This is a genomic window from Proteocatella sp. QWL-06, from assembly GCF_058684135.1.
The window spans coordinates 1,093,090-1,113,297 of the sequence record NZ_CM178755.1; the positions used below are offsets into that span (position 1 = coordinate 1,093,090).

19 protein-coding genes are annotated in these 20,208 nt (G+C 35.3%); 6 read left to right on the forward strand and 13 right to left on the reverse strand.

Annotated features, from left to right (window positions below; translation table 11 throughout):
- Positions 1-50 precede the first annotated feature (50 nt).
- Genes dnaG through nadE form a run of 6 tightly spaced genes read left to right on the forward strand, consistent with a single transcriptional unit; the run spans position 51 to position 6,275 of the window.
- Positions 51-1,781, forward strand: a complete 1,731-nt coding sequence (gene dnaG / locus AC4PGZ_RS05250; protein ID WP_492160004.1) for a DNA primase — start codon at positions 51-53, stop codon at positions 1,779-1,781.
- A gap of 28 nt (positions 1,782-1,809) precedes the next feature.
- On the forward strand, positions 1,810-2,940 hold the full coding sequence (gene rpoD, locus AC4PGZ_RS05255) for an RNA polymerase sigma factor RpoD (RefSeq protein ID WP_492160005.1): 1,131 nt from the start codon (positions 1,810-1,812) through the stop codon (positions 2,938-2,940).
- 8 nt (positions 2,941-2,948) lie between these two features.
- A complete protein-coding gene (gene hflX / locus AC4PGZ_RS05260; protein WP_492160006.1) occupies positions 2,949-4,244 on the forward strand; it encodes a GTPase HflX in 1,296 nt (431 codons plus the stop codon).
- A gap of 13 nt (positions 4,245-4,257) precedes the next feature.
- Positions 4,258-4,866, forward strand: coding sequence for a HEAT repeat domain-containing protein (locus AC4PGZ_RS05265; protein WP_492160007.1), 609 nt, complete (start codon positions 4,258-4,260; stop codon positions 4,864-4,866).
- Between the two features lie 4 nt (positions 4,867-4,870).
- On the forward strand, positions 4,871-5,509 hold the full coding sequence (locus tag AC4PGZ_RS05270; RefSeq protein ID WP_492160008.1) for a YigZ family protein: 639 nt from the start codon (positions 4,871-4,873) through the stop codon (positions 5,507-5,509).
- Positions 5,510-5,531: 22 nt separating this feature from the next.
- Positions 5,532-6,275 (forward strand): NAD(+) synthase, encoded by a 744-nt coding sequence (nadE, locus tag AC4PGZ_RS05275; RefSeq protein WP_492160009.1) that lies wholly within the window; start codon positions 5,532-5,534, stop codon positions 6,273-6,275.
- Positions 6,276-6,337: 62 nt separating this feature from the next.
- On the opposite strand, the gene AC4PGZ_RS05280 is transcribed toward nadE, so the two are convergent.
- From AC4PGZ_RS05280 to AC4PGZ_RS05340, 13 genes are all read right to left on the reverse strand, one after another.
- Positions 6,338-7,429, reverse strand: a complete 1,092-nt coding sequence (locus tag AC4PGZ_RS05280; RefSeq protein WP_492160010.1) for a tyrosine-type recombinase/integrase — start codon at positions 7,427-7,429, stop codon at positions 6,338-6,340.
- A gap of 138 nt (positions 7,430-7,567) precedes the next feature.
- Positions 7,568-7,930, reverse strand: a complete 363-nt coding sequence (locus tag AC4PGZ_RS05285) for a hypothetical protein (protein WP_492160011.1) — start codon at positions 7,928-7,930, stop codon at positions 7,568-7,570.
- 149 nt (positions 7,931-8,079) lie between these two features.
- Positions 8,080-9,852, reverse strand: a complete 1,773-nt coding sequence (aspS, locus tag AC4PGZ_RS05290) for an aspartate--tRNA ligase (protein WP_492160012.1) — start codon at positions 9,850-9,852, stop codon at positions 8,080-8,082.
- A 23-nt stretch (positions 9,853-9,875) separates the two neighbouring features.
- On the reverse strand, positions 9,876-11,162 hold the full coding sequence (gene hisS / locus AC4PGZ_RS05295; RefSeq protein WP_492160013.1) for a histidine--tRNA ligase: 1,287 nt from the start codon (positions 11,160-11,162) through the stop codon (positions 9,876-9,878).
- Entirely contained in the window at positions 11,162-12,622 is a 1,461-nt protein-coding gene (gene hemZ / locus AC4PGZ_RS05300) for a coproporphyrinogen dehydrogenase HemZ (protein WP_492160014.1), read from the reverse strand. Before hemZ ends, hisS begins: the two co-directional genes overlap by 1 nt.
- A 1-nt stretch (position 12,623) precedes the next feature.
- On the reverse strand, positions 12,624-13,241 hold the full coding sequence (locus AC4PGZ_RS05305) for an MBL fold metallo-hydrolase (protein WP_492160015.1): 618 nt from the start codon (positions 13,239-13,241) through the stop codon (positions 12,624-12,626).
- A gap of 14 nt (positions 13,242-13,255) precedes the next feature.
- Positions 13,256-13,714 carry a D-aminoacyl-tRNA deacylase gene (gene dtd / locus AC4PGZ_RS05310; RefSeq protein ID WP_492160016.1) on the reverse strand — a complete coding sequence of 153 codons (459 nt, stop codon included), beginning with the start codon at positions 13,712-13,714 and terminating at the stop codon, positions 13,256-13,258.
- 7 nt (positions 13,715-13,721) lie between these two features.
- On the reverse strand, positions 13,722-15,914 hold the full coding sequence (locus AC4PGZ_RS05315; protein ID WP_492160017.1) for a RelA/SpoT family protein: 2,193 nt from the start codon (positions 15,912-15,914) through the stop codon (positions 13,722-13,724).
- A 131-nt stretch (positions 15,915-16,045) separates the two neighbouring features.
- The gene (locus AC4PGZ_RS05320) at positions 16,046-16,576 is read right to left on the reverse strand and encodes an adenine phosphoribosyltransferase (protein WP_492160018.1); all 531 of its coding nucleotides are present in this window, start codon (positions 16,574-16,576) and stop codon (positions 16,046-16,048) included.
- Positions 16,577-16,592: 16 nt separating this feature from the next.
- Positions 16,593-18,362, reverse strand: coding sequence for a single-stranded-DNA-specific exonuclease RecJ (gene recJ / locus AC4PGZ_RS05325; protein WP_492160019.1), 1,770 nt, complete (start codon positions 18,360-18,362; stop codon positions 16,593-16,595).
- A 61-nt stretch (positions 18,363-18,423) separates the two neighbouring features.
- A complete protein-coding gene (locus tag AC4PGZ_RS05330) occupies positions 18,424-18,840 on the reverse strand; it encodes a type II secretion system protein (RefSeq protein WP_492160020.1) in 417 nt (138 codons plus the stop codon).
- Between the two features lie 103 nt (positions 18,841-18,943).
- The gene (gene rd / locus AC4PGZ_RS05335; RefSeq protein ID WP_492160021.1) at positions 18,944-19,102 is read right to left on the reverse strand and encodes a rubredoxin; all 159 of its coding nucleotides are present in this window, start codon (positions 19,100-19,102) and stop codon (positions 18,944-18,946) included.
- 1 nt (position 19,103) lies between these two features.
- Entirely contained in the window at positions 19,104-20,189 is a 1,086-nt protein-coding gene (locus AC4PGZ_RS05340) for a 30S ribosomal protein S1 (RefSeq protein WP_492160022.1), read from the reverse strand.
- Between the last annotated feature and the right edge of the window lie 19 nt (positions 20,190-20,208).

Genomic DNA, 20,208 nt, shown 5'->3' on the forward strand with positions numbered 1-20,208 from the left:
AATCCTTATTGTTGCAGAATTGTATTATTGGGACAATGAATGGAGAATATATGAGTATAGATAATAACATTATTAATGAAATAAAGGATAAAGCAAACATAGTTGACATAATTTCGGAATATGTAGATCTTAAGAACAATGGTTCAAGCTACAAATCATGTTGTCCGTTTCATAATGAAAATACTCCATCTTTTGTTGTAAGTGAAAATAAACAGATCTACAAGTGTTTTGGATGCGGCAGGAGTGGAGATGTAATTAAATTCATTCAGGATATTGAAAATGTGGATTTTATTGATGCTCTGAAAATCCTTGGAGAAAAGCTGAACATTGATATTTCATTGCGAAACAACGAAGGATATTTCGGTCAGGAAAAATCTGAAGCCGAGCTTAGAGAAATAAATACTGAGGCAGCAAGATTTTATTACAAAAAACTTATTAATACCACTTTCGCAATTGACTATCTTAAAAACAGAGGAGTACTCCCAGAAATGATAAAAGAGTTTGGAATTGGATATGCAGATAACAGCTTTGAACTTCTGAATGTATTAAAGGGCAAATTCTCAAAAGAAAGTCTTGTTGAAAGCGGAATATTTATACAGAAGGATAATAAAATTTATTCAAGATTCAGGAATAGGATGATGTTCCCTATATTTGACACAAGGAATAAAGTCATAGCTTTTGGTGGAAGGCAGATGGATGAATATGGACCTAAATATCTCAATTCGCCAGAAACAAAGATATTCCTGAAAAAGAACAATCTGTATGGATATAATATAGCAAGAAAGAATCTTATAAATAAGAGCATTTTCCTTGTTGAGGGTTATATGGATGTGATTAAAATGCATCAGTTTGGCTATAAAAATACTGTTGCATCGCTGGGAACTTCACTTACGACCGAACAGGCGAAGCTCATCAAGAAGACGGCAGATAAGCTGTATGTAATATATGATTCAGACAGCGCAGGTATACAGGCAAGCCTCAGAGCTTTGGAAATAGCACTTGAAGAAGGCCTTGAGGTAAAGGTAGTATCCATAATCGAATCAAAGGATCCGGATGAATATCTTTCTAAATATGGAAAAGATTCTTTTGAGGTTCTGCTTGATAAGGCTGATGACTATCTTATATTCAACATAAAAAACATTAGATCCAGATACAACCTTAAGTCAGAGTCTCAGATGATAGATTTTCTGAAGGAATCAGTTGAATTTATTAAAAAATACCTTAATAAGTTCAATTCAAGTCACATTTTCGTTGAAAATGCAATCTATTTTCTTTCTTCTGAAAGCGGATATTCAGTGAAGTCTATAGGTCAGGATATATTTGGAAAATACTTCAGCATCAAGCAGTTTTCCAGGAATAATGAAGAGTTAGACACTGAAACTTCTCATGCTGATGTAAATCAGATAATGCACTCTGACGCGTTTGAAGTAGATAAAAGAGAAAAGATGATTTTAGCCAATATCATTATGGGTAATATAAATCTAGAGTATTTTTCAATAAATGATTTTGGTATAAAGGAAAATAGACGGATATACGCAAGTCTCACAAACGGAACTTTTGACGACAAAGAGTTGTTTTCTGGATATTACTCTAAAATAGAGACTGAAGAGCTTTATCTTCTTAAAAAGAATATGAGAAACATAGCTCTTGAAAAGCAGATAGACTACTTTGAGAAGCTGCAGCTCAGACTACTGGAATCGGGAGACGAGTATTCTCTGAGACTCGCACTGAAAATAGGACAGCATATAATAAATCTTAATAACCGCAAGATAAGCAAATAAAATAAATATAGAATTAGGAGCGTATTTAATGGATAATATTGAAAACAAGGCCTCTGAAGCCGCAACGATCAAGAGTTTGCTCGAAAAAGGAAAAGAAACCGGGACTCTGACTTTTTCAGAGATTACGGAAGCTTTGTCAACATTTGATATGGACAAAGACGTAATAGAAAACACGTATGAAACCTTAAGCCAGCTAGGCATTGAAGTAGTCGATGAGGACAGCAAGGATGATCACCTTGATCTGATTGAAGATATCGATTACGAAAAAGAAAGCGTGATTGCCGAAGAAGTAAAGGCTGAAGCATTAGATCTTTCGGCACCTAAAGGGGTATCAATCGATGATCCAGTACGTATGTACCTGAAGGAAATTGGGAAAATACCACTTCTCTCACCTGAAGAGGAGTCTGAACTTGCCAGGAGAATGGATGAAGGCGATGAAACAGTAAAGCAGCTCCTTGTAGAAGCCAATCTCAGGCTGGTAGTATCGATTGCAAAAAGATATGTAGGACGAGGAATGCTTTTCCTTGATCTTATACAGGAAGGTAATCTTGGTCTCATAAAAGCCGTTGAAAAATTTGATTATAAAAAAGGTTTTAAATTCTCCACTTATGCTACATGGTGGATAAGACAGGCTATTACCAGGGCTATTGCTGATCAGGCGAGAACTATAAGAATACCGGTTCATATGGTTGAAACTATAAACAAGTTAATAAGAATTTCCAGACAACTGATGCAGGAACTAGGAAGAGACCCAAGCCCTGAAGAGCTTGCGCAAAAAATGGAGATGCCTGTAGAAAAAGTCAGAGAAATACAGAAAATATCCCAGGAACCTGTGTCTCTTGAAACACCTATCGGAGAAGAAGAAGACAGTCACCTTGGCGATTTCATACCAGACGAAGATGCACCTGCACCGGCAGAAGCTGCGGCTTATTCTCTGCTTAAGGAACAGCTCGATGAAGTTCTTATGTCTCTCAATGAAAGGGAGCAGAAAGTGTTAAGATTGAGATTTGGTCTGGAAGATGGAAGAGCCAGAACTCTTGAAGAGGTAGGTAAAGAGTTTGAAGTTACAAGAGAGAGAATAAGACAGATTGAAGCGAAAGCACTCCGAAAACTAAGGCATCCAAGCAGATCCAAAAAACTTAAAGATTATTTAGATTAAGGATAAAGATGGAAAATACAATAGAAAAAATAGATTACAGAGCAATTTTAGTAACTCTGAATATTGCTGATAAAAAAAGCAGGGATTATATCGAAGACATTGATGCTTCAATAGTTGAATTCCAGGAGCTCGCATACGCGGCAAATGTAGAAGTACTTGGAAGCATAGTGCAAAACAAACAAGCCGTGGATGTTACGTATTTCATAGGAAAGGGAAAGGTTGAAGAGATTAAGTCATATGCGGAAAATATGAATGCAAATCTAATTATATTCAATCATGAACTTTCAGGTTCGCAAATCAGGAATCTTGAAAATGCAATTGGGATAGATGTAATTGACAGAACAATGCTTATTCTGGAAATTTTTGCAAATAGAGCTGTAACTAAAGACGGAAAGCTTCAGGTAGAACTTGCTCAGCTAAGGTACAGACTTCCAAGGCTCTCAGGAATGGGAGAGAAACTTTCCAGAATGGGAGGAGGTATTGGTGCAAAAGGGCCGGGAGAGAAGAAGCTGGAGACAGACAAGAGGCATATTAACACCAGGATACTGGAAATCGAAAAAGAGCTTGCTGAAATAGTAAAAAACAGAGAAGTTCAGAGAAGCCAGAGAATGAAATCCAGTCTTCCTATAGTAGCGCTTGTCGGGTATACCAATGCCGGGAAATCAACACTTACAAATGAGATAATAAAGCGAAATGAATTACATGATCCTGAAAAAGAAGTTTTTGTGAAGGATATGCTTTTTGCTACTCTGGATACATCCCTCAGAAAAGCCAGATTCTCAAATGGAAATGATTTTCTTGTCATTGACACTGTAGGATTTGTTTCCAGACTGCCACACTCTCTGGTTAAAGCTTTCAAATCAACACTTGAAGAAGTATTGTTCGCAGACCTTATACTGCATATACTTGATGCTTCAGACAAGAATTATGATCTTCAGAGAGAAACGACTCAAAAAGTTCTGGAAGAAATCGGCTGTGATGACAAACCAAAGATAATTGTCAACAATAAGATTGATTTGGTATCTGGAGATTTCAACGGTTTCAGAAACAATGAAAAGAGCATTAATATATCAGCTAAGAATTCTGATGACATTGAAAAGCTTTTAGATATAATCGAAGAGATGCTTATACCTGATGTTGAAGAGAAAGTTTTGCTTATTCCATACAGTGACGGTAATTTAGTCAATAAAATACATGAGAAATATTCAAATGTTGTAACTGAATATGAAGAAGATGGAATAAAGATTACTCTTAAACTTACCCAGGGTGATATCAGAAAATTCAACGAGTATATCTTGATTTAAGGAGATCTGTAAATTGAACTGTCAGGAAGAATCATATAAATTATATAAACAAGGCAAAACTATTTTAGAGATAGCATCAATACTTAAAATTGATGAGAATCAGGTCAAGCAGCATATAATTGATGAAAAGCTCAGCCAGAGCCTGATATATGAACCTGATGAGCAGAGCATGCTTCAAAATATTCTTCTCATGCAAAAAGAGGAAAGGCTTGACTTCCTTCAGAGTGTAACGGTCGATATGAAAAAAAACATTACATCCGAGATTGCAGTATTTTTAAAGAAGGAAAAAATAAATTCTGAAGATATATCCATGGTAATATGGCTTATTGGCGAATTAAGGATTGATGATTTTAACGACTATCTCAAGAAGCTGTCCTTCAGCTACAACGGTAATATTAAAAGGATGGCATTTTCGACAATGGGAAAGATATATGATGAAGAATTTATTCCATATTTGAAGCAGGGCTGTAAAGACAATAAACCTCAAGTTCGCTCATATGCCATAAAATCATTTTCCAAATATAACACTGATGATAAAATTGATTTTTTGAGGAAAGTTTACAGAAAAGAGACTGCTGATTACAATAAAGATATTATTCTTAAAATCGTAAAGGAAGGATAATAAATTGAACTATTTTTCAGTATTGGATTATTCAGAAGCAGAACAAGTAGTTGAGAAATCACGGTTTATTACTTATACAAAGCCTGTATATGATGAAAATGAGGCGGCTGAATTCATCGCAAGAATTAAAAAATTGAACTACGATGCTTCACATAATGTAAGTGCATATGTAATCGGCGAATCGTCAGACATAAAAAGATATTCTGATGATGGAGAGCCGTCAGGAACGGCAGGAATGCCTATGCTGGATGTTATGTTAAAAAAAGGTATCACCAATACCTGTGTTGTAATAACGCGATATTTCGGGGGAATCAAGCTGGGTACGGGAGGATTGGTAAGAGCATACACTGAATCAACTAAAATGGGCCTAGAGGCATCAAAAATTGTAGAATATAGAGAAATGAGATGCTATTCGATAACCTGCACATATGATCTGGCGCCAAAAATACAATACAGACTTAAGGGTAGCGATGTTATCATAAAAGACACCGAATATCTTGAAAAGGTAAGATTTCTTGTATATGTAAAGGAAGACGAAATGAAAATTCTGGATGAATTAATTGACATAACATCTTCACTTATATATATAGAAGAAAAGGACAATGTATTTGTCAGATTTTGTGATGACAGAATTATAGATTAGTTTAAATTAGAAAGGTTTTAATATGACAACTGAAGAGAGAATTTTAAATACTGTAGACTGGCTTAAGGCTAAAATAGTTGAAACAAAGTCAAGCGGACTGCTTGTTGGTATTTCTGGCGGAATAGATTCTGCTGTTGTTGCAAACTTAATCAAGCTTGCTTCTCCTGATAATTCTTTAGGTGTAATACTCCCAATAAACAATTCATCGGAAGATCTAAATGATGCAAATGAGCTTTCGGAATCTTGCGGCATTAGAACATTAAAGATAGATCTTTCTTCAGAGAATAAATCGATATTGGACAAGGTAGAGTCAGAGATGGGAGACCTCTTTATTCATGAAAACAGAAAAATCGTTGATGCTAATATGAGAGCAAGATTAAGGATGACAACACTGTATTCTATAGCGAACAACCTCAATTATCTTGTTGTAGGTACTGATAATGCAGCAGAATTGCTTACTGGCTATTTTACAAAATATGGTGATGGGGGAGTAGATCTTCTGCCGCTTGCTAACCTTCTCAAAAGTGAAGTATATGAGTGGGGGAGATATTTCAAAGTTCCGGAGAACATACTTGCAAAGGCTCCTACAGCAGGCCTTTGGGAAGGTCAGACAGATGAAACTGAAATGGGAACTACGTATCACTATATAGACAGGTATCTTCAGGGGGAGGAAATCCCGGCAAAAGATAAAGAGATTATAGAAAGACTAAATGCCAGATCAGAGCATAAGAGAACTTCTCCGCCTCAACCTCCGGTTTTTAAATAATGAAAAAAACACAAAAATCATGATTTTAAGAGTGATTTTTGTGTTTTTTTACTGCTTTAAATTTATTTTATCCAGTTCAGGCTTTCGATTATTTCTTTTTTTGCATTTTTCCTATGTGCTGCATATAACTGTGTAGTAAGTACACTGTCATGATCCAGCAGATTCTGTACATCATAGATCGAGAATCCGAATTCAATCATAGAGCTTGCAGCTGTTGCACGAAGCTTATGAGGTGAATAACCCTTGCTTCTGCTGGTTTCCATTGCAATGGATGTATATTTTTTTATCAAATTCTGAATAGCTCTGGTAGTAAGTCTTGATCCCTGGCGTGAAAGAAAAAGCGCATCAGCATCTTTTTCCAGGACCTTGCTGCTTTTTCGCTCTGTTTCCAGATATTCAACAAGAAATTTTTTAACTTTTTCGTCAAGCGGCATATCAACTTCTTTTCCTCGTTTTCTGTAAATTTTAAATTCATTTCTGTTGAGGTTAAATGACGATATATTAAGAGACTGAAGCTCTGAAATCCTGAGTCCATATATTATGAAAAGAAGTATTATAAGGCGATCACGCTGCCATGTAAGTCTCCAGAAATCAAGCTCCTTATCCGTCATTCCTTTCCCTGTGCTTACAATATCAATAAGTTTTCCAGCCTCGTCAACCGTGAGTTTTTTAATTGCATCAGGCTGAGGTTTGGGAGTCTTGATTGGATTTAAACCTTCAATGATATTATTTGAAATTTGTTCATTTCTGTAAAGAAACTTCAATAATGAAAGTAATGAAGATTTCTTTCTGGATAATGAACGATTATGGTTTTCATATATTATACGGTTTCCATTACGGTTTATTTCGTAGCGGGTACAGTATTCACCGATAAAATAGTTAAAATCTCGGGCAGTAAAGTTATTTATGATATCAGCATCAATATCTCTGATTGATTTCATTGTTGGGTTCTCCATTAGAAGATAATCAAGAAAAAAATGAATATCTTTAAGATATGCATATCTCGTAGAGAGTGAAACTGAATTTTTTATAAAAATAAAATAATCTTTAAGAAAATCAGGCATTTCATTTTCAAGTTGAATGCATTTTTCGATAAGTTTGTTTTCTGATACTACAATATTCATAGGTTTTCCAGATTTATTATGAATTCTCATTTTTGGGGGCCTCCTTTACAACTATTCGCAAAATATACATTTAAAGAATAGTTGGGAATACCTTTTTAAATTTAAAAAATATGAATTATCACACTAAATTGTCTGATAATTGTTTAATTTATATGCTCTTCTCTTTCTTTATTTTTTTACAGATGCTCCTATTGCAGTTCTTTCTAACATAAGAACTACATTTATAACTAGTAGCCAAAAGATTGAATTTAGAGGATTTGATGAGAAGAAAAATGCACCTACTCCCATAAGGAATCCACTATTTATTATTCCTCCGCCATTCCAATTTTCGGCAAATGAATAGAAAAATCCAAAATTATTTTTAACTTCTACTACTGATAAAATTAATGATAGCACTGTAAAAGCCATACAAACAGAAAGTGCTATTGTACTTGGAATTTCTGGTGATATAAGCATTCTTAATAATACGCATGCAACACCTACAGCTATTGAGTATAGTGACATGCGTACATCTAATCTAATACTTTTCATAATTACCCCCGTAATTTTGTGACATAAATAAAAGGTATCCCCACTATTCCTTAATATATTGCTATTTTAAAAAAGAGACTAAAAATATAATTTGGTGAATTAATAATTTTATAGTCTCTTTAATTAACTTTAGAACCTGTTACAAAGTATTATTTTTTGATTGCTATACTAAGCTCTGCTAATGCTTTTTCGTCTGTTTCTCCTGGTGCATTTGTTAATGGACAGATTGCATTTTGATTTTTAGGGAATGCAATTACGTCTCTTATGCTTTCCTGGTTTAATATAAGCATCATTACTCTATCAAGTCCAAATGCTAATCCACCGTGTGGAGGTGTTCCATATTTGAATGCATCTAGTAGGAATCCAAATTGCTCATAAGCATCTTCTTCTGTAAAGCCTAGTACTTTAAACATTGTACTTTGAACTTTAGGGTCGTATATTCTGATACTTCCTCCACCAAGCTCTACTCCATTTAGTACCATATCATAAGCTTTTGCTCTCATTGTTTGTGGCTCTGTTTCGAATTTATCGAAATCTTCATCAAGAGGAGATGTGAACGGATGGTGCATTGCTACATATCTTCCTGCTTCTTCGTCATATTCAAACATTGGGAATTCTGTTACGTATAAGAAGTTGAATTCGTTTTCATCTATAACATTAAGTTTTTTAGCCGCTTCTAGCCTAACATGTCCTAATGCGTTGAATACTATTGAATGTTTATCTGCTACGAAAAGAAGTAAATCCCCTTCTTTTGCATCCATTTTAGCTGTTATTCTATCTATAACTTCTTGAGTCATGAACTTAGCTATTGGTGAGCTTATTCCTTCACTTGTAAATTTCATCCAAGCAAGGCCTTTTGCACCATATAGTTTTGCTACGTTTTCAAGCTCTGTAATATTTTTTCTTGTAAATTGTGACTCGTAACCGTTCAGGTTTATAGCTCTTACTGAACCACCCGCTGCTACTGCACCTTCAAATACTGAGAAACCACAGTTTGCTGCAATTTCTGTAAGGTCTTTAAGTTCAAATCCAAATCTTAAATCCGGCTTATCTGATCCGAATCTTTCCATAGCTTCTTTATATGTTAATCTTGGAAGTGGAAGCGTTACATCTACGTTTATAGTTTCTTTGAAAACTTTTTGGATAAGTCTTTCCATTACTTCCATTACGTCTTCCATTTCAACGAATGACATTTCACAGTCTATTTGAGTGAACTCAGGCTGTCTATCAGCTCTAAGGTCTTCGTCTCTGAAGCATTTTGCTATTTGGAAATATCTATCCATTCCTGAAACCATAAGCAGCTGTTTGAATAGCTGAGGTGATTGAGGAAGGCCATAGAATTTTCCTGGATTTACACGGCTTGGTACTAGATAGTCTCTTGCACCTTCTGGTGTAGGTTTTCCAAGTATTGGAGTTTCTATTTCAAGAAAGTTTTCGTCAGAAAGGAAGTTTCTTACGATTTGACATACCTTGTGTCTCATTTTGATATTGTGTTGCATTTGAGGTTTTCTTAAGTCTAAGTATCTGTATTTAAGTCTTAGGCCTTCTGAAACATCGTCATCATCTTTTACATATATAGGCGGAGTTTCTGATTCATTTAATATTCTTAACTCACTAACAATTACTTCAATATCTCCTGTTGCCATATTAGGGTTTTTAGCTTGTCTTTCTTTAATGATTCCTTTTACAGCTACTACGTACTCTGAGCCCAGGTTTTCTGCTTTTTCAAAAAGCTCTTTGTTGTCGTTTATGTCGAACACTATCTGGCAAAGTCCTGAAGTATCTCTTATATCAGCAAATATAAGGCCGCCCAGGTTTCTGGATTTTTGAATCCATCCCATAAGCACTACCTCTCTGTCAGCATGTTCAATCCTTAGTGTTCCGCAATAGTTACTTCTTTTCAGTCCTTTTAATGTTTCCATAGTTATCTCCATATATTCGCATTTTATTTAATTATATCAAAAAAATCCTTAGTAAATGTGTCTAAGCACAGCTTTTCCTGTGTAGAGTTACTCATATCCTTAAGAACTATTGAATTCGAGGTTATTTCATCATCTCCAATAACAGCAGTGTATCGTGAATTTAATTTATCTGCATATTTGAATTGCGCTTTTATGCTTCGCTTAAGGTGGTCTTTATCTGCAGAAATACCTTTTGTTCGAAGCTCATGTACGATTTTCGTTGAAACCGGGTCAGCTTTTTCTCCAATTGATATTACGAAAAGATCAAGTTTTTTTTGTTCAGGAAAGCTGATTCCGAGATTTTCAAGTACCATTATGAGGCGTTCTATGCCGAGTCCAAAGCCTATTCCTGGAGTAAGTGGGCCATCAAGCTGCTCAACAAGCCCGTTATATCTTCCACCACCGCACACGGTAGACTGGCTTCCTATGTCATTAGAGACTATTTCAAAAGCTGTATCTGTGTAGTAGTCGAGTCCTCTTACTATATATGGATCAACAGTATATGTTATTCCCATTAAATCTAGATTGTTCTTTAATTCCTCAAAATTATTTTGGCTTTCATCGCTCAGATTGTCAATCATTAGAGGCGCGCCATCCGCTATTTTCTGGCATTTCTCATTTTTGCAGTCTATTATTCTTATAGGATTTTTGTGGAATCTGTCTTTACATGTGTCGCAAAGCTCTTCGTAATCATTCTGCAGAAATGCTCTCAGTTTTTCTGAGTATAACTTTCGACTCTCAGCTGTTCCTACTGAATTTATTCTGAGCTCAAGATATTTGTCTATGCCCAGTCTTCTGAAAAATTCCATTGCCAGTGAAATAACCTCGGCATCAGTATAGGTATTGGAACTTGAGAATACCTCTACTCCAAACTGATGAAAGGCTCTTTTTCTGCCTTCCTGAGGCTGTTCATATCTGAAGCATGGAGTTATATAGAACAGTTTTGTAGGCTGAGGGTTAGCGTACAGGCTGTTTTCAATATAAGCTCTGACTACTGGTGCGGTTCCTTCAGGCTTAAGTGAAAAAGATTCAGGCTTCTTTTTTGAGCCTGGATTTATTCTCTGCTCGAGGTTAAACATTTCTTTTTGCACGATATCAGTAGTATCTCCTACACCACGCTTGAAAAGATCAGTAGATTCAAACATAGGAGTTCTTATTTCTCTGTATGCGAAATCCTCGCAGACTTTTTTGAACATATCTTCAACATAATACCATTTGCCTATAGATGAAGGCAGTATATCATCAGTGCCTTTTGGTTTTTGAATTTTCATTATTTCATCTCCGATCTTTTTTTGTTTATCATGTCCTGCGTACGATTAATGTATTCCTCGAGATTCTTTATGTTAGATAGCTTCTCTATTCTGTTCTCATCAGGGTATACGAATCGGGAGACACTTCCAGAGCCAAATGCAAGAATGTTCTGAAGCTCCTCCATGATAACTATGTTGTACCATGATTCCTTACCGGGCCTCGAAAAACCTACATTTTCAAAGCCGCCGAGTATGTTTTTCTGCCTGTACAGGTAATATGGTTTCATTCCCATTTTATTCATACAATCATAGACCGTCTCTACCATCTGGTTTATGTTATTTTCCTGTCTTTCAAGCTCATTGTAATCCATGTTCTGGTGTAAAGTTGAAGCTTTTTTAATTGACAGTGTGTGCATGGTCACAGATTCAGGATTGAGCTTACAGATTTTGGAAAGTGTATGCTGTACGCTTTGAATATTTTCATCCTGAAGACCCAATATTATATCCATATTTATATTGTCAAAACCTTTATCTCTTGCCATATGGAATACATGTTCGATATCTTCAGAATTGTGAAGCCGTCCTATTTTTGTTAATGTATCATCTACCATAGTCTGAGGGTTTATAGATATTCTAGTGACGCCATATTTTTTTAGTAAATCAAGGTTTTCTTCGGTTAATGTATCAGGTCTTCCTGCTTCGTAAGTTATTTCTCTTAATTTAGTGAAGTCAAATTTGCTATTCAGATAAGCCAATAATCTCTCTATCTGGCAGTTTTCAAGTGAAGTAGGCGTCCCTCCACCGATATAGATGCTATCAGGCCTTCTTTCCTTTACCCAATGCTCATTTAGAATAGCATCAATTTCTGCTTCGAGAGCATCAATGTATGAGTCACGCAGATGGCCTTTTTGGTTTATATCGTTCGAAAAAAATGAACAGTAGTTGCAACGGCTTGGACAGAAAGGGATGCTTATATATATGCTGTAACTCTCATTTCCTGTCAAGTCTATTACTGGTTTCTGGATGTCGGATACGGTTTGCATAAGCTTTATTTTTTTATCAGATATGAGGTATTTTGATGAAATTTCATTTTTTATGCCAATTTCATCTAATTCGGGCCTGTTTTTTCTAAGGTCGTTATATATTTTTACAGGTCTTATTCCAGTGAGGATTCCCCATGGCAGTTCTTTATTCAAAATTTTTGAAAGAATTACATAGAGACACCTTTTATAGGCATTCTTTATTTCTCTGTCAGAAACTGAACATTTTTCGCTATGACTATAGTGTATGCTTCCAAAATCCGATGTTCCAGTGACAATGATATCCGGTCCATAATCGGAATTTTCGCTGATGACAATGCACTTTGAATCGGACTCATTATATTCTGATATATGATAGAATTGGGATTCCAATCTAGTAAAGCTGTTAAAAAGCATCTTCAATTCATACTCATATTTCAGATTTTGAATGTATATTTTCATTTTATAACCTTAAAAACGGGTTCGTTTCCTTTTCTATTTTTATAGTGGATTTTGGACCATGACCTGGATATATAGTAAGATTTTCTTCCATTTCAGACAGCTTTCTGAGTGAGTTATTCATATGTTCTTCGTTTCCACCATAAAGATCAGTCCTTCCCATTGATCCGGCAAAAAGAGTATCTCCTGTGAAAAGCATGTCCCTGTACATATAACATACTCCGCCTTTTGTGTGTCCTGGAGTATGAATTACTTTGATAGAAAGGTCTTCAATCTGTATAATGTCTCCATCTCTTATAAGGATGTCTGCACTGAATTCGATTTTCCCCAATCCGAAGCTCTCGGAGTGATTGTGCTTTGCATTCATAAGTAATTCGTTATCCTTAACATGACAGTATACTGGCAGGCTGAATTCGTTTTTTAGCTTTTCTACATCTGCAATGTGGTCACAGTGCCCATGTGTAAGGAGTATTGCTTTAGCCGAAAGCTTATTTTCTCTAAGGCTGTGCACGATGGACTGATAATTTATACCTGGATCTATAATAACAGCATTGTTGCTGTCATCTGCTAAAATATAACTGTTAATTCCGTATCGATTTCTTCCGATTGCTTCTAAAAACATTATGCACCTCATATTTAAAATTGTTTTTTACTATCAAGCATTATTGTTACAGGACCATCATTGACTATTGTTACAGTCATGTCAGCGCCAAATTCACCGGTTTTACATCCGATTCCTCTACTTTTTATTTCCTTTATAATTGTTTCATAAAGTGGTACTGCAATTTCAGGTCTTGCAGCGTCAGTAAAGCTTGGCCTTTTCCCTTTTCTTGCATCTCCATACAGTGTAAACTGAGATACCAGGAGTATTTCTCCTGATATATCGCTTAAGGACAGATTCATTTTTTGATTTTCATCTTCAAATATTCTTAATCCTGTTATTTTATCAACGATATACTCAACATCTTTCTGTGTGTCGTCTTGTGTTATTCCTACAAGCACTTGAAGCCCTGCTGATATTTCGTTTATGATTTTTTCCTCATCTTTGTAAAATTCCACACTTGAATATTTTACTCTTTGAACAATTGCTCTCATATTAGTCTTATAATCTATTTACAGAGATTACTCCTTCTATTCTTTTTATTTTGTTTTTTACAGATTTGAGCTGATCCTTTGAAGCAACTACAATAATTGTGTTCATGTTGACAAGCCCGTCTTTGTTATTCCTTGCATTTATGCTGTTTACCTGTATTTTTTCATCGGCAAGAACTCTGCTTACATCGACAAAAAGACCTCTTCTGTCATTTGCCTGTATGAGAATCTCTACTTCAAAAGATTTCAGGTTATTATAGTTCTTGTCCCAACCTACTTCTACCAGCTTGTCACTTGGAGTTTCACTGTTGATATCTATGTTGTCACAGTCAGCTCTGTGGATTGATACTCCTCGACCTTTTGTAACATATCCTACAATATCGTCTCCAGGAAGTGGATTACAGCATTTAGCAAATCTGATAAGAAGATTGTCAATACCTTTTACATAAACTCCCTTATAGTCATGAGAGGGGGTCTTTTTGCTTGTTACGATCAGTTCAGGGGAAGACGTTTTTTTTACTTTTAAATCCTTGTCTTTTTCCTTATCTTTATTCTCAAGTTCATACTTTTCCTTTAGCTTAGGAATTACCTGTGAAAGGGTAATACCTCCATACCCTATTGCAGCATAAAAATCTTCATCATTAGTGAGTGAAAGTGATTTCATTATAGGGGAAAGATATCTGTGTTTGAGTATTTCGGATTGAGAATATCCCTGTCTTTTGACTTCACGCTCCAGGAGCTCTCTTCCCTTCTGAATATTCTCTTCTCTTCTCTCTTTTTTGAACCACTGTCTTATCTTGCTTTTTGCATGTGAGCTTTTTACCATATTAAGCCAGTCACGTGAAGGTCCGTTTGAGTTGGATGATGTTAGAATTTCAATTAAGTCACCATTTTGAAGAGTATATGTCATGGGCACTATTTTGCCGTTTATTTTTGCGCCTACGCACTTGTTTCCAACGTCCGAGTGCACTTTGTACGCAAAATCAAGTGGTATGGAGCCTGCCGGAAGTTCTATTACTTCTCCTTTTGGAGTAAAAACGTAAACTTCAGTTGTGAAGAGGTCTATCTTAAGAGAATCCATGAATTCTTTTGGATCAGAGACTTCCTTTTGCCATTCCATCATCTGTCTAAGCCACTGTAATTTTGACTCCATGCCTGAAGCTTCCTGATTGATCTTGCCTTCCTTGTATTTCCAGTGAGCAGCAATACCAAACTCAGCTGTCCTGTGCATATCCAATGTTCTAATCTGTATTTCAAGAGGCTCTCCATCCGGACCTATAACGGTAGTATGCAGAGACTGATACATATTTGGTTTTGGCATGGCTATATAATCTTTAAATCTTCCAGGAATGGGCCTCCATATGGTGTGAACGAGGCCAAGTGAAGCATAGCAGTCTTTAACATTCTCGACAAGGACCCTTACGGCCATCAAATCAAAAATTTCGTCGAATTCCTTATTCTGGCTCTTCATTTTTTTATATATACTGTAGAAGTGCTTTGCTCTTCCGGTTATATCGGCCATTATAGAAGAGTCATCCAGCTTCATTTTAATTTCATATATTACCCTCTGAATATATTCGTCCCTTTCAGCTTTTTTTCTTGCAATTTTTTCTACAAGATCGTAATAACCTTCAGGGTCAAGATATCTTAGTGCAAGGTCTTCCATTTCAAGCTTAATTTTGGATATACCAAGTCGATTGGCAATTGGAGCGTATATTTCAATCGTTTCAAGTGATTTTTCAATAGCTTTTTCCGGAGACATATGCTTCAAAGTCCTCATGTTATGAAGCCTGTCTGCAAGTTTTATGAGTACGACCCTTATATCTTTTCCCATTGCAAGAAACATTTTTCTCATGTTTTCAGCCTGAGTTTCTTCCTTGCTCTTATATTCTAGTTTTCCAAGCTTTGTAACTCCATCTGTAAGCATTGCGATATCTAGATTAAATTCACGTTCTATTTCCTCAAAGGTAACATCGGTATCTTCAATTACATCATGAAGCAGACCGGCTGCTATCGTATCAACATCCAGCTCAAGTTCAGCAAGTATTTTTGCGACTTCTACTGGATGGATGATGTATTTTTCACCGGACTTTCTATATTGATTTTCATGTGCACTTGATGCGTAGTTATATGCTTTGATAAGCAGCTTCAAATCGGCATCAGGATTGTATTGTTCTATTCTCAATAGTAAATTTTCTAGCACTATAATCACCACTCTTCATAATAAACTGTATTTACTCATTATATAACAAATTGTAAAATATTAAAAGACTTTCGTAAAAAAACGAAAGTCTTTTAATATTAATTAATATGCTTTATTTATATGGGATGATTTTAGTAGTGAATTAAAACGTTTATGTTCTGATTTTCAAGATTTTTTCGACCTTCAAGAGCGTCAAGCTCAATCAGGAATTCAAATCCTATCAATTCACCCTGCAGGTTTTTTACAAGCTTTTCAACTGCGCCGGCAGTACCGCCAGTAGCAAGCAGATCATCAATTATTACTATTCTGTCACCAGGCTGTATAGCATCTTTGTGTATTTCGATGATATTTTTACCGTATTCAAGATCGTATTCGCATCCTATTACTTCTGAAGGAAGCTTATTTGGTTTTCTTGCAGGAATAAATCCTACTCCAAGTCCATAAGCAACTGCCGCTCCGAAAATAAAGCCACGTGCGTCCATTCCGATTATATAATCGATATTCTTGTTTTTCAGATTGTTTACCATCTGGTCTACTGCATATTTGTATGCTTCACCGTTTTTAAGCAGCGTAGTTATGTCCTTAAAGCTTATTCCCGGTTGAGGGTAATCTTCAATCGTTCTTACGAATGATTCTAAGTTCATATGGTTCTCCTTTTGCATTTGAATTATATTTATATTAGCGAATGCTTATAAGCTCCAGTTGAAGCCTTTCTGTGCTATTGAATACATTTATTCCAACAGTATATATTATATCAAAAGTATCATTTTCGTCAATGAAAAAATTGTAATCCGCAGTTACTTTAACTTTGTCTCCTATTTTTTTAATTATAGAATCGATATCTGAAAAGCATATGAATTCTCGCTGAATTTCATTCTGTTTTATCTTCATTTTTAATACATTTGAATTTTTTCCGATGATCTTGATATCTGAAATAGATACTTTCAAACTTGAAAAGATCATTTTCTCATTTCCCTTTCCATATGGTTCAAAGCTTTTTAGAGAATTTGCAAGAGAAATATTTAGTTGACTGAATTTCATAATCATGTCGACAGCATATGTTTTGTATTTGGGTACGCTGTATTCGGATATAGAAATTCTAAGTTTATCAAAGAATTCATTCAAATTTTTCTTTTCAATACTCATTCCTGCGGCCATTGGATGTCCTCCGAATTTGAGAAGCATTTCTTTGTGGATTGAGATGAGTTCAAAAATATCCAGTGATTCAATCGATCGAGCAGAGCCTTTGATTATTTCTTCGGAATCAGTAAAGACAATCACTGGCTTGTTATATCTTTCTTTCACTCTGCTGGCAACTATTCCTGCAATGCTTTCATGAACTTTTTCCAGATATATCAGTATAATATTCTCATCATACATTTTATTGGCTTCAATAAGGCTAATTGCCTTTTCAAAAGCATGCTTAGTAATATCTTTTCTTCTTTGATTAAGTTCATAGAGTTCCTTTGCAAGATTTTTTAAGTATTCAGGGATACCTGGTATTTCATCATTGCTCAAGGTGAGCAGATCAAGGCTTTTTGAAGCTGTACTGAGTCTTCCGCTTGAATTAAAGCATGGCCCGATTTTAAATCCAATGTCATCCGAGGTGATTTTTCTTTCTATGCCATACAAATTTAAAAGTTCTTTAAGTCCGGGATTAGATATTCTTTCAAGGTTTTTTAATCCATGATAGACGATGGATCTGTTTTCATCTCTCAGCTCCATAACATCGCAAATGGTAGCTATTGCTGCGAGAGCAATAAATTCATTGAGAGATTCAGATTTTTTGTTCAGCTTTGTGTATATTGCTTCTATCAATTTATATGCGATAACTCCTCCGCATATTCCTTTAAATGGATATTCGCAGTCATGCTGCTTTGGATTTATTATTAAATCTGCGTCAACATAGTTAAGTATCTTTTCTTGATTTTCATCATAAGTAAAGGGAATGTCATGATGATCAGTGACTATAACTTTTATGCCATAATTTTTTGCAAGCTTTATTGGCTCGAATGCAGCAATTCCATTATCAAATGTTATTATAGTATCTACGGAGTTTTCACGTGCATATTCTATTATTCTTTCATTTATTCCATATCCATCCTTTATACGATGGGGCAGAATATACGAACACCTGGCGCCTATTGTGCTCAGTCCCAGGAATGCAATTGCTCCACTTATTATTCCATCCACATCATAATCCAGGGACAAGAGAATCTTATTTCCGTTTTCGATATCATCAGCAATCAAACTTACAGCCTCACTCATGCCTTTTAGTTTGAAAGGGTCATGAAGGAGGCTGGTATCTGAATTCAGATAATTGTAAATTTCTTTTTTATTTGTAAATTTCTTTTTTGAGATCAGTTTTGCTGTTATTTCATCGAGCGGAAAATCTTTAAGTATTTCTCTGTAATCAAGATACGCTCGTTTTAAAATCCATTCTTCCATTCATTACCTCAGTAAATACATTTTTTATCTATTTGTTTGTTATTATTATCGCAATAAAAAGCTAGTCTCCGCTTGTTTCCTCGCTTGTCAGCGTTGGATATAACTGTTTCCCGTTAGCTGTTACAGTAACGTTAAGGTCGTTACTGGTTTTAGTCGCTGTTATTATGAAAGCAGAATCACCGCTTTCTCCAGAGTAGAGCTTGCTGACGGGCTTGAGTTCTTTGCTTAGAACATTTTTCAGTTTTTCATAGGTCACTTCTGTAGATGTAGAATCAATATCGAGCTGACCGGTTGCTTCTGCTACATTCACGGCTTCTGCCAGTATATTTGCGTTGCTTATATCTATCTTCTGTTTGTTGGTTTCAACTATGTTGAAATACTTATATGTACCTGTAAGGGTCAAAGCCACTAAAATTGTCAATACTATGAGGAGTTCAATCAATGTAAAGCCGTCATTTCTTTTTAACGTACTAATCATATTAAGTTCCCTCTTTTCTGTTTATTTAAACAAACCACAAATTTATGACAATTTGAACACATTTAAAAAAGAGTGGTAAATACCACTCTTTTTATTAAACTGATTATTCTTCTGAAAACTGATCTTTTCCAACTCCGCAAAGTGGACAAACCCAATCTTCTGGTACATTTTCAAATGCTGTTCCTGGAGCTACACCATTATCTGGATCTCCTACTGCTGGATCATAAACATAACCACATACATCACAAACATAATTCTTCATATTATACCTCCTGTGTGTTTTCGATCTCTTCAGATGACGCTTCTTCTTTTTCTTCAAGATTAAGCGTTAATTCGATTTTCTGTGCTTGAGAATCGATATTTAGTATTCTGGCGTCAATTTTGTCGCCAACTTTAACAACTTCGCCTGGGTTCTTTATGAAATCAGATGAGATGTTAGATATATGAACAAATCCGTCGATGCCGTCTCCAAGAGATACGAAGATACCATAATCCTTGATATTCTTAACTTCTCCTGAAAGTATATCACCTACATGGTTGTTTTGAACAAAAACATCCCATGGGTTTGGCATTAGAGCTTTTATACTTAAAGAAAGTCTTTCTTTTTCAGGATCAAAGCTTAATACCTGAACATCAACTTCTTGATCAATCTTGTAAGATTTTTCGATATTGTCTTTTCTGTTCCATGATAGTTCACTTACATGAACAAGTCCTGTTATTCCACCAAGATCAACAAATATACCATAATCTTTAATATCTTTTACGATACCTTTGAAAACTTCGCCTTCAACAATTTTGCTTACAAGCTCTTTCTTAAGCTCATTCTGCTCTTTTAGAAGGATGTTTTTTCTTGATAGAATAAGTCTTCTTTTCTTAGGGTCAAGATCGATTATTTCAGTTTCAAATTCCTGACCTATATATTTATCTAATGCATCTTCGCCTATGAATCTAGTTTCAATGTGACTAAGTGGAAGGAATCCTCTTATCGAACCTTTGAATTTAGCAATTAGGCCTTTTTCATTTTTTTCTGTTACTTTCACATTAATGATGTCGCCCATTTGGATCTCATCCCATGCTTTAAAGTCATCAAGTCTCTTCTTTGAAAGTAATATTTCGCCAGTATTTTTGTCGATTTTAATAACTTCAAGATCCAATGTATCTCCAACTTTTATATCTTCGCAGTCACCTGCTTCTGATTTTGGAAGAACTCCATCAGTTTTGTAACTTAAAGAAATGTAGAATGAATCAGGCTTGATAACCTCTACTGTTCCTTTTACTCTTGATCCTTTGTAAACTTCCTGGTAATTCTGCTCTTCTTCCAACAATAATCTTTCCATTTCACTGCTCATTAATTTCCAACTCCTTAAA

Bases quoted from the DNA above. Each gene is read 5' to 3' on its own strand.
- AC4PGZ_RS05330 (WP_492160020.1), bottom strand. From the start codon at position 18,840: ATGATTAGTACGTTAAAAAGAAATGACGGCTTTACATTGATTGAACTC.
- rpoD (WP_492160005.1), top strand. From the start codon at position 1,810: ATGGATAATATTGAAAACAAGGCCTCTGAAGCCGCAACGATCAAGAGT.
- rd (WP_492160021.1), bottom strand. From the start codon at position 19,102: ATGAAGAATTATGTTTGTGATGTATGTGGTTATGTTTATGATCCAGCA.
- AC4PGZ_RS05285 (WP_492160011.1), bottom strand. From the start codon at position 7,930: ATGAAAAGTATTAGATTAGATGTACGCATGTCACTATACTCAATAGCT.
- nadE (WP_492160009.1), top strand. From the start codon at position 5,532: ATGACAACTGAAGAGAGAATTTTAAATACTGTAGACTGGCTTAAGGCT.
- recJ (WP_492160019.1), bottom strand. From the start codon at position 18,362: ATGGAAGAATGGATTTTAAAACGAGCGTATCTTGATTACAGAGAAATA.
- AC4PGZ_RS05340 (WP_492160022.1), bottom strand. From the start codon at position 20,189: ATGAGCAGTGAAATGGAAAGATTATTGTTGGAAGAAGAGCAGAATTAC.
- hflX (WP_492160006.1), top strand. From the start codon at position 2,949: ATGGAAAATACAATAGAAAAAATAGATTACAGAGCAATTTTAGTAACT.
- AC4PGZ_RS05320 (WP_492160018.1), bottom strand. From the start codon at position 16,576: ATGCAAAAGGAGAACCATATGAACTTAGAATCATTCGTAAGAACGATT.
- hemZ (WP_492160014.1), bottom strand. From the start codon at position 12,622: ATGAAAATATACATTCAAAATCTGAAATATGAGTATGAATTGAAGATG.
- AC4PGZ_RS05280 (WP_492160010.1), bottom strand. From the start codon at position 7,429: ATGAGAATTCATAATAAATCTGGAAAACCTATGAATATTGTAGTATCA.
- dtd (WP_492160016.1), bottom strand. From the start codon at position 13,714: ATGAGAGCAATTGTTCAAAGAGTAAAATATTCAAGTGTGGAATTTTAC.
- dnaG (WP_492160004.1), top strand. From the start codon at position 51: ATGAGTATAGATAATAACATTATTAATGAAATAAAGGATAAAGCAAAC.
- aspS (WP_492160012.1), bottom strand. From the start codon at position 9,852: ATGGAAACATTAAAAGGACTGAAAAGAAGTAACTATTGCGGAACACTA.
- AC4PGZ_RS05305 (WP_492160015.1), bottom strand. From the start codon at position 13,241: ATGTTTTTAGAAGCAATCGGAAGAAATCGATACGGAATTAACAGTTAT.
- hisS (WP_492160013.1), bottom strand. From the start codon at position 11,162: ATGAAAATTCAAAAACCAAAAGGCACTGATGATATACTGCCTTCATCT.